This is a genomic window from Pseudomonas sp. PAMC 25886 (assembly GCF_000242655.1).
Taxonomy (GTDB): domain Bacteria; phylum Pseudomonadota; class Gammaproteobacteria; order Pseudomonadales; family Pseudomonadaceae; genus Aquipseudomonas.
In genome coordinates, this window is sequence record NZ_AHHC01000012.1 from 49,393 (window position 1) to 61,005 (window position 11,613).

At 63.2% G+C, this 11,613-nt stretch carries 10 protein-coding genes and 1 pseudogene; 6 read left to right on the top strand and 5 right to left on the bottom strand.

Annotated features, from left to right (window positions below; all coding sequences use genetic code 11):
- Positions 1 to 73 precede the first annotated feature (73 nt).
- The gene (locus MUM_RS0102700; protein ID WP_010166678.1) at positions 74 to 1,900 is read right to left on the bottom strand and encodes a glycoside hydrolase family 15 protein; all 1,827 of its coding nucleotides are present in this window, start codon (positions 1,898 to 1,900) and stop codon (positions 74 to 76) included.
- On the bottom strand, positions 1,893 to 2,693 hold the full coding sequence (locus MUM_RS0102705) for a glucose 1-dehydrogenase (protein WP_010166680.1): 801 nt from the start codon (positions 2,691 to 2,693) through the stop codon (positions 1,893 to 1,895). Before MUM_RS0102705 ends, MUM_RS0102700 begins: the two co-directional genes overlap by 8 nt.
- A gap of 161 nt (positions 2,694 to 2,854) precedes the next feature.
- Here MUM_RS0102705 and MUM_RS0102710 point away from each other — a divergent pair, with 161 nt between their 5' ends.
- The 4 genes from MUM_RS0102710 (at position 2,855) to MUM_RS0102725 (ending at position 7,792) form a co-directional block, all read left to right on the top strand.
- Positions 2,855 to 3,598 (top strand): AraC family transcriptional regulator, encoded by a 744-nt coding sequence (locus MUM_RS0102710; RefSeq protein ID WP_010166682.1) that lies wholly within the window; start codon positions 2,855 to 2,857, stop codon positions 3,596 to 3,598.
- 114 nt (positions 3,599 to 3,712) lie between these two features.
- Positions 3,713 to 5,164, top strand: coding sequence for an efflux transporter outer membrane subunit (locus MUM_RS0102715; RefSeq protein WP_010166683.1), 1,452 nt, complete (start codon positions 3,713 to 3,715; stop codon positions 5,162 to 5,164).
- Positions 5,161 to 6,291: an HlyD family secretion protein gene (locus MUM_RS0102720; protein WP_010166685.1), complete on the top strand. Its 1,131-nt coding sequence runs from the start codon at positions 5,161 to 5,163 to the stop codon at positions 6,289 to 6,291. The genes MUM_RS0102715 and MUM_RS0102720 overlap by 4 nt, the downstream gene beginning before the upstream one ends.
- Positions 6,281 to 7,792, top strand: coding sequence for an MDR family MFS transporter (locus MUM_RS0102725; RefSeq protein WP_010166687.1), 1,512 nt, complete (start codon positions 6,281 to 6,283; stop codon positions 7,790 to 7,792). Before MUM_RS0102720 ends, MUM_RS0102725 begins: the two co-directional genes overlap by 11 nt.
- 895 nt (positions 7,793 to 8,687) lie before the next feature.
- On the opposite strand, the gene MUM_RS0102730 is transcribed toward MUM_RS0102725, so the two are convergent.
- Entirely contained in the window at positions 8,688 to 9,272 is a 585-nt protein-coding gene (locus tag MUM_RS0102730; RefSeq protein WP_010166689.1) for a TetR/AcrR family transcriptional regulator, read from the bottom strand.
- A 134-nt stretch (positions 9,273 to 9,406) separates the two neighbouring features.
- On the opposite strand from MUM_RS0102730, the gene MUM_RS0102735 reads away from it, so the two are divergent.
- Positions 9,407 to 10,579, top strand: coding sequence for an MFS transporter (locus tag MUM_RS0102735; RefSeq protein WP_010166691.1), 1,173 nt, complete (start codon positions 9,407 to 9,409; stop codon positions 10,577 to 10,579).
- On the opposite strand, the gene MUM_RS0102740 is transcribed toward MUM_RS0102735, so the two are convergent.
- A complete protein-coding gene (locus tag MUM_RS0102740) occupies positions 10,580 to 10,936 on the bottom strand; it encodes a type II toxin-antitoxin system HicB family antitoxin (RefSeq protein WP_010166693.1) in 357 nt (118 codons plus the stop codon).
- A complete protein-coding gene (locus tag MUM_RS0102745) occupies positions 10,933 to 11,184 on the bottom strand; it encodes a type II toxin-antitoxin system HicA family toxin (protein WP_010166695.1) in 252 nt (83 codons plus the stop codon). Before MUM_RS0102745 ends, MUM_RS0102740 begins: the two co-directional genes overlap by 4 nt.
- Before the next feature lie 209 nt (positions 11,185 to 11,393).
- Between MUM_RS0102745 and MUM_RS1000000134935 the strand changes: the two are divergent.
- A pseudogene (locus MUM_RS1000000134935) lies at positions 11,394 to 11,582 on the top strand (hypothetical protein); the annotation flags it as partial.
- Positions 11,583 to 11,613 lie beyond the last annotated feature (31 nt).

An 11,613-nucleotide genomic window follows, 5' to 3' on the forward strand; every position in this document is an offset into this window, starting at 1 on the left:
AACTGAAACACCGCTATCGCAGGCAAGCCAGCTCCCACAGGGTTAATCTGTTGTGGTCAGAGGGGGTAAGGCCTCACGGCTGCCAAACCGTCTTCACCCCGCTCAACTTCCGGTCCAGGAATGTCGCCGCGCTGATCAACGCCAAATGGCTCAACGCCTGTGGTGTATTCCCCAAATGCCGTGCCTGGTTATCGAACTCTTCGGCATACAACCCCAACGGATTGGCATAGCGCAGCAACTGCTCAAACTCCAGGTGGGCCTTTTCCACTTGGCCGGCCCGCGCCAGGCATTCCACGTACCAGAACGAACACGCGGCAAACGCGCCTTCGGTGCCTTGCAAACCGTCAATCTGGCTGTCGTCGTTGCGGTAGCGGTACACCATGCCGTCGCGCACCAGGCTTTTCTCGATTGCTTTCAGTGTCGACAACCAGCGCGGGTCCGTCGCCGCCACAAAGCGCACCAGCGGCATCAAGAGCATCGAGCCATCCAGCGCGGTGCTGCCGATATGCTGCACAAAATGCCCGCGTTCTTCGTTCCAGAAGTTGCTCCAGATGTCTGCGTAGATCGCCTGCCGCGTTTGGTCCCAGCGCGCAAACGGCGCCGGCAGCGAACGCTTGGACGCCAGGCGGATCGCCCGGTCCAGGGCCACCCAGCACATCAGCCGCGAATGCAGGAAGTGATGTTGCTCGCCGCGCATTTCCCAGATACCGACGTCTTTGTGGTTCCAGGTTTCGCAGACCTGATCGGCTACTTCCACGGTATGTTTCCAGCCCTCGTGGGAAATGGCTTCGCCGTATTTGTTGACCAGGTACACCGCGTCCATCAGCTCGCCATAGATATCCAGCTGCACCTGGTCGTAGGCTTCGTTGCCGATGCGCACCGGTTGCGCACCGCCGTGGCCGCTGAGGTGGCTCAGCTCGGTTTCCGGCAGTTCCTGGCGGCCATCGATGCCATACAGGATGTTGATTTTCATCGGCTGATCACTGCAGTCACCGACGCGGCCTTTCAGCCAGCGCATGTAGCCGTTGGCTTCCTCGATAAACCCCAGGCGCATAAAGGCGTAGACGGTAAACGAGGCGTCGCGGATCCAGGTGTAGCGGTAGTCCCAATTGCGCTCGCCGCCGGGGGTTTCCGGCAGGCCGAAGGTGGCGGCGGCAAGGATGGCGCCGTGTTTGCGCGAGGTCAGAAGCTTCAGGGCCAGGGCCGAGCGATTGACCATCTCGCGCCAGCGCCCACGGTAGTTGGACTGGGCGATCCAGCCGCGCCAGAATTTCAGGGTGCGTTCCAGGCACAGGTCGGTGCAGTCGCTTTTGACCCGGGCGTCGTCCACGCCGCCGAGGACAAATTCGGCGCCTTCTTCGTGGCCCAGGTCAAAGGTCGCCACAGCAGCATCGCCTTCCAGCTGCATGGCGTGGCTGCCGGTCAGGCGCAGGCCCGGTTGGCCTGCTGCCTCAAAGCACACGTCGGCGTCATCCAGCGTGGCGCGGGTGGGCGCGCGGGCATAGTCATGGCGAACCGCGCAGCGCAGGTGAATGGTCGCCTTGCCGCTGACCACCCGCACCCGACGGATCAGGATGGGCAGGTCGTCGGCTTCTTCGCTGATGGTCAGGAAGTCGGTGACTTCCACCACCGCGTCATTGCTCAACCAGCGGGTTTGCAGCACGTTGGTGTCCGGCAGGTAGATCTGCTCGCGGCGGGCGTCGGGCAGGTCCGGCGTGAGCTGGAAAATCCCGGCGGCGGGGGAGTCGAGCAATGAGCAAAAGATCGAGGGGCTGTCGAATTCCGGCCAGCAGAAAAAGTCGATGCTGCCCTTGTCGTTGACCAGCGCCGCACTGCGCATGTCGCCAATGATGCCGTGGGCATCGATCGCACTTTGTGGTTCGTTTTTCAAATCAACCATTGCCACGAAACTCCGGATAAAGGCTCATGCCGCCGTCAATAAACAGGGTGCTGCCCACCACGTAGTCGGAGGCGTCACTGGCCAGCCACACCACCGCATTGGCCACGTCTTCGACGTCACCCACGCGGCCATAGGGAATCAGTTTGAGCAGTTCCACCTCGGCCGCGCCTTCGGTGGCGGCACGGTTGATCGCGGTGCGAATCGCGCCGGGTGCGACGCCGTTGATGCGGATGCGCTGCTGGCTGACTTCCTGGGCCAGGGTGCGCATCAGCATTTCAACGCCGCCCTTGGACGCGGCGTAATTCACGTGCCCGGCCCAGGGAATCACCTGGTGCACCGAGCTCATGTGGATGATTTTTCCGGCGGCCCGGGACACTCCTTCGCGGATGCCCTGGCGATTGAAGATTCGCAGGGCCGCACGGGCGCACAGGAACTGGCCGGTGAGGTTGACGCCGATCACGGCGTTCCAGTCGTCGAGGGTCATGTCGACGGCGGCGGCATCTTTTTGCATGCCCGAGTTGGCCACCAGAATGTCCAGGTGCCCGAACGCCTCAAGGGTTTGCGCAAACAGCCGCTCCACATCGGCTTCTTTCGACACATCGGCGCCAATCGCAATCGCCCGGCCGCCGTTGGCATTGATCTGCGCCGCCAAGGCTTCAGCCGGCGCGGCCTGGGCGTTGTAGTTCAGCACCACGGCGGCACCGGCCTCTGCCAGGGCCTTGGCTGCCCCCGCGCCGATCCCGGAACTGGCGCCCGTCACCAGCGCCACTTGTTGCTCCAACGAAATACGCATCGCCCACCCAACCTTTTTCAGAGTGCCCCATTAGCTGACTGACGGGGCGGCTCACAAGTTCACCGGCTGTCTGGAATGCGACGATGGCTGTCTATATCTATCGTTTTCGCCACGGGGCTTTTCGCTAGAATCAATGCCTGATTGACGCGAGACCTGAGCCGATGAACAGCCAACCCCGCCCATGGCTTGAAGCCTATGCCGACAACTACCGCAACGATGACGTGGTGCATCCCCATTGCCACGCCCAGGCACAACTGATCCACGGGGTGTCCGGGGTGATGGTGGTCAGCACCGCCCAGGGCAGTTGGCTGGTGCCGTCCGGGCATGCGCTGTGGGTGCCTGCCGGCACCCCGCACGAAATCCGCATGGCTGGCGAAGTGCACATGCGCACGCTGTTCCTGATGCCCGAGGCCGAGCCGGGGCTGGGGCGTACCTGCCAGGTGATCGAGGTGTCGGCGTTGCTGCGGGAACTGATCGTTGCCGCCACCCTGATCGCCGGGCATAACAGCCCGCGGTTGCAGGCCATGGTCGAGTTGATCCGCATGGAATTGCTGGCCGCACCGGTGGTGGCGATGCACGTGCCGGTGCCCGGCGAGGCGCGGCTGGCCCGGCTGTGCACGCATTTCATCCGCAACCCCTCTGACGACAGCAGCCTGGAATCCTGGGCCGACAGCCTGAACATGAGCGCCCGTACCCTGAGCCGGGTGTTCCAGCGGGAGTTGGGCATGAGCTTCGGCGAATGGCGCAAGCGTGCCCGGCTGGCCTTGAGTTTGAAGCTGCTGGCTCAGGGCGTGTCTATTCTGGAGGTGGCGCTGGAGCATGGGTATCAGAGCCCGAGTGCGTTCAGTGCGATGTTTCGTCGGTCGTTGGGCTATCCGCCGAGCCATTTCCGGCCAGGGGCGTAGTGTTGCGTCATGTAACGTTGTTGTCCGTTTAGCGACGATACATGGCCCTGACGCGGGCGAATCGGACAGGCCACCTGCCTAACCTGCAAGGCTCCTTCTTGAGCGAGCCTTGTGATGCACAGCCCTTCTTTTCATCCCTGGATACCCTTCGCCCTGTTGAGCGTATTGGCCGGGTGCAGTGGCGTGGCCGGCAAGCCGACGACCGTCACGGCGCAGGTGCCGCCGCGGCTCTCGGTCGAGTCGGCCGAGCCGTTGCCCGCCCGTTGGTGGCAGCTGTACCGCGACCCGCAGCTGGACGCCCTGGTAGCACGGGCCCTGCACCAGAACAAAGACCTTGAGGCCGCTGCGGCCCACGTCGACGCCTTGCTGGCGCGGCTGGAACAGGCAGATGGCGAGCGCCTGCCGTCCACTTCCCTGGACTATGGCCTGGCCTACGGTCGCAGCCGGGATGACCAGACCCTGGCCCAGGCCACCCACGGCCATGCCGGTGCCGAATGGAGCCACACCCCTGAGTTTTCCCTGAGCTACACCCTCGACCTGTGGGGCGAGGTGCGCTACCGCATCGCCGCAGCACGGGCGGATGCCCAGGTGGCCCGGGCGCTGGAGGACGAGTTGCGGGTGACGGTGGCCGCGCAGACCGCCCGTGCCTATGCCCAGGCGTGTGTCTATGGGTTGCAAGCGCAGGTGCAGGCGCACTCGGTGCAGGTGCTGGAGCAAAGCGTCGCGGTCACGCAAAAGCTGCAAAAGGCCGGCGCGGCGACGGACCTGGACCTGAAACGTCTGCAAGGCCTGCTGGAAGAAACCCGCGCGCCCTTGCCGATGTTCACGGCCCGGCGCAGCAGCGCCTTATATGAGTTGGCGGTGCTCAGCGGTTTGCCGCCGGAACAAGTGACGCCACACCGTTGTGCCCAAAGCCCGCAGTTGCAAGCGCCGTTGCCGGTGGGCGAGGGCTGGGCGCTGGTGCAACGCCGGCCGGATATCCGCCGCGCCGAGGGGCAACTGCGCGCTGCCACCTCGACAGTGGGCCTGTCCCGGGCCGAGCTTTATCCGCGCATTACCTTCGGCGCGATGCTCGGTTCGTCTGCCAGCAGCCTGGGCAAGCTGGGGGACCACTACGCGACGGTGTATTCCGTCGGCCCGCTGGTGTCCTGGCGTTTTCCCAACCGCCAGATCGCCCAGGCACGGGTCAAACAGAGCCAGGCCGAAGCCCGCCAGGCCCTGGCGAAGTTTGACGGCACGGTGCTCAACGCGCTGAAGCAGGTCGAGCAAGCCATGGCCTTGTATCAAGGCGAGCAGCAGCGTCGCCAGGCGTTGACCGCAGCCCTGGACAACAACCGTCGCGCCTTCGACCTGGCCTCCCGCGGCTACCACGCCGGCGCACTCGATGCCCTGCAACTGCTGGACAGCGAACGCAGCCTGGTAGGCCTTGAAGCCCGCGTGGCCGAGTCCGACCTGCGTTTGATCAATCGCCAGATCGACCTGTTCCAGGCCCTCGGTGGCGGCTGGCAGCGTGACGATCAAACCGCCCCCTTATCTGTCGCTGTAGTCAATGGAGCCACACCATGAACCAGGCTGTTGAACCCATTCGCCTGTCTGTAATGCAACGTCATCGTCGTGCCCTGGTGACCACTGCTTCTCTGGCTACGCTGGTGGGGCTCGCCGCCTTTGCCGGGTACTGGTGGCAATGGGGGCGCTTTCTTGAGGAAACCGACGACGCCTATGTGCGCGCCGATTGGGTCGCCATCAGCCCGCGCATCGCCGGGTATGTCGCCCAGGTGCTGGTGGAGGACAACCAGCCGGTCAAGGCCGGGGATGTATTGGTGCGTATCGACGACCGGGACTTCACCGAGCGCCTCAACAGCGCCCAGGCACAACTGCAACAGGTGCAGGCAGCCGCCACCGCTCAACAGGCCAGGGTGCAAACCCTCGACGCGCAAATGAGCGAGCAACAGCAACGCATCGCCCAGGCGCGGGCGCAGCTGAGCAGTGGCGAGGCCGAAGCCCGGCGCGCGCGGCTCGATTATCAGCGTTACCGCGAATTGGTCGCGCAGCAGGTTGCCAGCGCCCAGCACCTGGAAACCGTCAGCGCCAGCCAGGCCAAGGCCCAGGCAGCGCTGGTGCAAGCGAACGCCCAGGTCGCCCGGCAGCAAGCGCAGTTGCAGGTTTTGCAGGCGCGTCGGCAGCAGGCGCAGGCGCAAATTGTCGAGCATCAGGCGCGCATCGGTGAGGCCCAGGCCAACCTGGCCCTGGCTCGCAATGCACTGAAGGACACCGAGATTCGCGCGCCTTTCGACGGGGTGGTGGGCCAGCGCAAGGTCCGTCGCCAGCAATACGTGATGCCCGGCCTGCCGCTGCTGGCGGTGGTGCCGGTGGAGCAGGCGTATGTGATTGCCAACTACAAGGAAACCCAGTTGCAGCACATGGCGCCCGGGCAATCGGTGGACATCTCGGTGGACAGTTTTTCCGGCGCGCACTGGCACGGCCAAGTGGAGAGCATCGCCCCCGGCTCCGGTGCGGTGTTCGCGCTGTTGCCGCCGGACAACGCCACCGGCAACTTCACCAAGATCGTCCAGCGGTTCCCGGTGAAGATCCGCCTGGAGCCCGGCGAGTCGCGGATTCTGCCGGGCATGTCGGTGATCGCCACGGTCGACACCCGCCCGGCCGCCCGCCAGGAGCATGTCCATGGAGGTTGAAGGGCGTGTGCCGTTTCGCGCCTGGGTCGCGGTGATCGGCGGGTTGTTCGGCTGCTTCATGGCCGGGATGAACGTGCACGTCACCAGCGCCGCGCTGCCGGAAATCGAAGGCGCACTGGGCGCGACCTTTGAGGAAGGCTCGTGGATTTCCACCGCTTACCTGGTGGCCGAAATCATCATGATTCCCCTCACGGCGTGGCTGGTGCAGGTGTTTTCCCTGCGCCGGGTGATGCTGTGGGGCTCGGGGATCTTCCTTGTGGCTTCGGTGGCGTGTTCGCTGTCGCCGAACCTGCAAGTGATGATCTTCATTCGGGTGGTGCAGGGCGCGGCCGGGGCGGTGCTGATTCCCTTGTCGTTCCAACTGATCATCACGGAGCTGCCGGCGAGCAAGATCCCACTGGGCATGGCCTTGTTCAGCCTCGCCAACAGCGTCGCCCAGGCGGCGGGGCCGTCGATTGGCGGTTGGCTGACCGATGCGTATTCCTGGCGCTGGATCTTCTACCTGCAACTGTTCCCGGGGATCGCGTTGCTGGCAGCGGTGGCCTGGTCCATCGACCGCCAGCCGATGCAACTGAGCCTGCTGCGCCAGGGTGACTGGCTGGGTATAGGCTGCATGGTGCTGGGCCTGGGGGCGTTGCAGATCGTGCTGGAGGAGGGCGGGCGCAAGGACTGGTTCGGCTCGACCTTTATCGTGTGGATGACACTGCTGGCGGTGATTGGCTTGATCGGTTTTGTGGCGCGCCAATTGTGGGGCGCCCACAGCTTTATCAACCTGCGGTTGTTGGGGCACTACAACTTTGGCGTGGCCAGCGTGGCGATGTTTATCTTCGGTGCCAGCACCTACGGCCTGGTGTTTCTGGTGCCCAATTACCTGTCGCAGTTGCAGCACTACAACGCCAGTGAAATCGGCGTGAGCCTGATCGCCTACGGCCTGGTGCAACTGATCATGGCGCCGTTTCTGCCGCGCCTGATGAAGTGGGTCAGTGCCAAGATGCTGGTTGCCTCGGGGTTTGCGATCATGGCGTTGGGCTGCTGGATGGGGGCGCACCTGTCGGCAGACAGCGCCAGCAATGTGATCGTGCCTTCGATCGTGGTGCGTGGCATGGGGCAGCCGCTGATCATGGTGGCGTTGTCGGTGCTGGCGGTCCATGGGCTGGCCAAGGCGCAGGCCGGGTCGGCGTCGGCGGTGTTCTCGATGTTGCGCAACCTTGGCGGTGCGGTCGGTACGGCGCTGCTGGCGCAATTGGTGGTGGTGCGCGAGCGGGTGCATTCGGCGCGTATTGGCGAGTCGGTGACGCTGTTTGACCCGGCCCTGCAAGCGCGTTTGCCCGATGGCGGGGTGCTGCAGGAGCAGTTGCCGGATCACCAGGTGGTGCTGACTGTGCTGGACCAGGGTGTTCGCCATCAGGCGTTTTTGATGGCCTACAGTGATGCGTTCTTTCTGGCGTGTGTGGCGTTGGCGGCGTGTGCGGTGGCGGCGTTGATGTTGCGGCGTACCTAGGGTGGTCAATTCTGGGGTTGACTTAGGGTGTCTGAGGGTTGAGTACATATCCGTTATTTGGGTGATGGCTGATATGGGTTCCGCTCTTACAGCGGCTCACTTTTGAACAGCGCAAAAGTAAGCAAAACGCTCTTGCCCCACCACTCGGCACCTCGCTCGGGCTCGGTGTGCCCTCACTCCGGCTTTGGAGCGTGGGCCGCCGCGATGGGCCATCCTTGGCCCAGCGCGGCTAACCCGGCGTCCTGCCGGGTTACCCACGCTCCAAAGCCTGCGTTCGGCCAGCGTGGTTTAACGGGGCGCCTAAGATCAAGATCCAAAGCAGATCAACAGCACAGCGGCCTACAGGCCGGCTTGAGTGGTGTGAAGCAAAGGCAAGATCAAATTCTAAAGCGGGCACGGTCAAATGTGGGAGCTGGCTTGCCTGCGATAGCATCGCCTCGGTGTACCTGAAAAACCGAGGTGTCTGCATCGCAGGCAAGCCAGCTCCCACAGAAAAGCAGAGCTGCATCAGTTTCAGATTTGGTTTTCGCTTTGGCTTTTGATCTGGCTTCTACCACTCAAGCCGGCCTGTAGGCCGCTGTGCTCTTGCTTTTGATCTTGATCTGACTGCCCCACTCAGCCCGAGGCCGAACGCAGGGATTGAGGAGCGGGTAAACCGGCAGGACGCCGGTTTAGCCGCGACGGGGCAGGGACGCCCCGTCGCGGCGGCCCGCGGAGCAATGCCGGAGTGAGGGAACACCGAGCCTAGGCGAGGTGCCGACAGGCGGGGCAGAGCCTTTTGCTTAGTTTGGGGCTTTTCCAAAGTGAGTCGCTGTAAGAGCGAAACCATAGGCAGCCGTTACCGCAGCAACGGATATGTACCCCATCTGACCCTGAAAACCCCGACCGCACTCGTTCAGCAAACGGCATTAGGCTTCAAACCGCGCAATAACAACTCCAGCCCCTGCAAGGCTTCTTCCAACCGCTCGCCCGGGTGCTCATCCTGGGCGATCCAAAGCGATGCGCTCACCAGGCTGCCATTGACCAGCCTCGCCAACGCCTGGCTGCACGCATGCTCGATGAACCCCGCGTGCATCAGCTCATCAAGCAACCGGCGCAGCGAGTCCACGCATTGCTGCTGGTCGGTTGCCCCCAGCACCGCCGGCGCATCCTGCAGCACAATGCGCTGGACCTCGGCATCCTGGGCCATACGCAAATAGGCCCGGCAGCGTTCGCAAAACCCGTCCCAAGGGTTCTCGGCCCGCTCCGAGATAAGGTGCAGGCTCGCGTCCATTTCACCGTCGAGCTGCGCAACCACCGCCGCCAGCAAGCCTTTCTTGTCGCCAAAATGATGGTACAACGCACCCCGGGTCAGGCCGGCGCGCGCGGTAAAATCATCCATCGACGTCTGGGCGTAACCTTGCGTGGCGAAGGCCTGGCGGGCGCTGGCGATCAGGCGGGCGCGGGTGTCTTCGATCATGTCGGCGCGGGCTCGGCTCATGGGTAAGGCTCACAATAGATGATTGACATACGACGCGTATGTTACGCATGATTTGTCACATACGCACCGTATGTATTTTGCCCCGAAAACCTCGAATAGCAAGTTTCAGGGCGCTCAGGAAGAGGTGACACACCATGGCAAACCCCTACGCCGAGCTGTTCCAGGCGCCAGGTTCCAGGGCTTTTGTATTGGCGGGCATGCTCGCCCGCATGCCGATCTCCATGACCGGGATCGGCTTGATCACCATGCTTTCGCAGGTGCACGGCGGTTATGGACTGGCCGGCGCCGTGACCGCCACCTTTGCCCTGGCCACCGCGTTTTGTGCGCCCCAGGTTTCGCGGTTGGTGGACCGTTATGGCCAGGGCCGGGTGTTGCCGGTGGCCGCCTCCCTCGGCGGCGGCGCGCTGTTGCTGTTGTTGCTCTGCACCCGCATGCAGGCGCCGACCTGGACGCTGTTCATCTTCGCCGCCCTGGCCGGTTGCATGCCCAACATGTCGGCCATGGTGCGGGCGCGCTGGACCGAGCTGTATCGCGGGCAGCCCAAACTGCAAACCGCGTTTGCCCTGGAGTCGGTGCTCGACGAGGTGGTGTTCATTATCGGCCCGCCGGTCTCGGTGGGTTTGTGTGTGTTGCTGTTCCCCGAAGCGGGGCCGTTGATTGCGGCGCTGTTCCTGGCAGTGGGGGTCACCGCTTTCGTGCTGCAACGCCAGACCGAACCACCGGTGCACGAGCACCACGCCGAACACGGCCGTTGGCTGATTGCCTCGCCTTCGGTGTTGATCCTGATGGTGCTGTTGATGGCCATGGGCGTCATCGTCGGCGTGGTGGATGTGGTCAGCGTCGCCTTCGCCCAGCATCAGGGCCAGCCAGCTGCCGCGAGCATTGTGCTGTCGGTGTACGCGATCGGTTCGTGCCTGGCCGGGCTGGCATTTGGCGCCCTGAAATTGAAAGCCCCGTTGCCTCGCCAGTTCCTGTACTGCGGCGTGGCCACGGCGGTGACCACGCTGCCGTTGTTGCTGGTGACGAACATTCCCGGGTTGGCGGCGGCAATCTTCATCTCCGGCCTGTTCTTCGCCCCGACATTGATCGTGTCCATGGCGTTGGTGGAACAAATCGTCCCGCCGAGCCGCCTGACCGAAGGCATGACCTGGCTGATCACCGGCCTGAGCATCGGCGTGGCCATTGGTGCCGCCAGCTCGGGCTGGATGATCGACCACTTCGGCGCACCCAGCGGGTTCTGGGTGGCGCTGGCGGCGGGTGCGGTGGTGCTGGGTGCGGCGGTGTTGGGGTATCGGCGGTTGGGGTGATTACCCTGTCACCAGTGCGCCGCGATGTTGCAGGAATTCGTTCAGCGCTTGCCGCGTGAGATCGTTCAACGTCACTTTTTGCCGGGTTGCCGCGAGGGCAGCGGCCAAGTGGAGGTCATGGCCGACACGGACGTTGAACGAGCCCTTGCAGGGCTTTTCCGGTGTTTGCCCAAGGGCCTGGCAGGTCTCGATGTAGTCGTCTACGGCGCTGCAAAAAGCCGCGTCCAACTCGGCGACGGTTTTTCCCTCGTAGCTGACCAGGGCCTTGATGAAAAGCAGCTTCCCGAACAGGCAATTGTCTTCGATGCTGGCTTCGATGGAGCCGATGTAGCCTTTGTGTTTCAGCTGGTTGTTCACTGAATCAGTTCTCCTGATTTCAATTGTTCGATGATCTGGCGCCGAATGTAGTGTTTCAGTTCGTTGCCGGGGTGAGGCTTGTGCAGGGTAATCATTGCACTGGGGTCGCCCCTGTCGAACCTGACCCGGCTACCCGCCCCTTCGATTTGCGTGTATCCCAGGCGCCGCAGCAGTGTGACGAGTTCGGGCCAGGTAAAGGCCGAGTGCTCATTGAGCAGTTTGGCCAGCAGCTTTTCATTTTTCGACACGGCGATCCTTGCCTGTAACTAAATGTAGTTGCAATTGATGGGGTGCGTCAATGATAGGACAGCCTCGCCGAGGCTCTCGGTGTTTGATGTAACCCTTGATGACGCCGTTGTCTGCGCTCCAAATCCCTCGCTAATTTTTCCCCTCCGGATTCGTTTTATAGGGACGACGTGCCTTTGTGCTTCCTGCCTATTGCCCCGGATCCCAAGAAATGAACGCTGAAGACTCCTTGAAACTTGCTCGCCGGTTTATCGGGTTGCCCCTGGAAAAACGCCAGATGTTCCTCCAGGCGCTGCAGAGGGAAGGGGTGGAGTTCTCGCGGTTTCCGATTCCTGCAGGAGTGGAGGCCGAGGACCGGCAGGCGCTGTCCTACGCGCAGCAGCGGATGTGGTTTCTGTGGCCTGAGACTGCCAAGGCACACAGGGGATAGG

What these genes read in the sequence shown, in the direction of transcription:
- MUM_RS0102735 (WP_010166691.1), top strand. Translation starts at nt 9,407, where the DNA reads ATGGCAAACCCCTACGCCGAGCTGTTCCAGGCGCCAGGTTCCAGGGCT.
- MUM_RS0102720 (WP_010166685.1), top strand. Translation starts at nt 5,161, where the DNA reads ATGAACCAGGCTGTTGAACCCATTCGCCTGTCTGTAATGCAACGTCAT.
- MUM_RS0102725 (WP_010166687.1), top strand. Translation starts at nt 6,281, where the DNA reads ATGGAGGTTGAAGGGCGTGTGCCGTTTCGCGCCTGGGTCGCGGTGATC.
- MUM_RS0102705 (WP_010166680.1), bottom strand. Translation starts at nt 2,693, where the DNA reads ATGCGTATTTCGTTGGAGCAACAAGTGGCGCTGGTGACGGGCGCCAGT.
- MUM_RS0102700 (WP_010166678.1), bottom strand. Translation starts at nt 1,900, where the DNA reads ATGGTTGATTTGAAAAACGAACCACAAAGTGCGATCGATGCCCACGGC.
- MUM_RS0102715 (WP_010166683.1), top strand. Translation starts at nt 3,713, where the DNA reads ATGCACAGCCCTTCTTTTCATCCCTGGATACCCTTCGCCCTGTTGAGC.
- MUM_RS0102730 (WP_010166689.1), bottom strand. Translation starts at nt 9,272, where the DNA reads ATGAGCCGAGCCCGCGCCGACATGATCGAAGACACCCGCGCCCGCCTG.
- MUM_RS0102710 (WP_010166682.1), top strand. Translation starts at nt 2,855, where the DNA reads ATGAACAGCCAACCCCGCCCATGGCTTGAAGCCTATGCCGACAACTAC.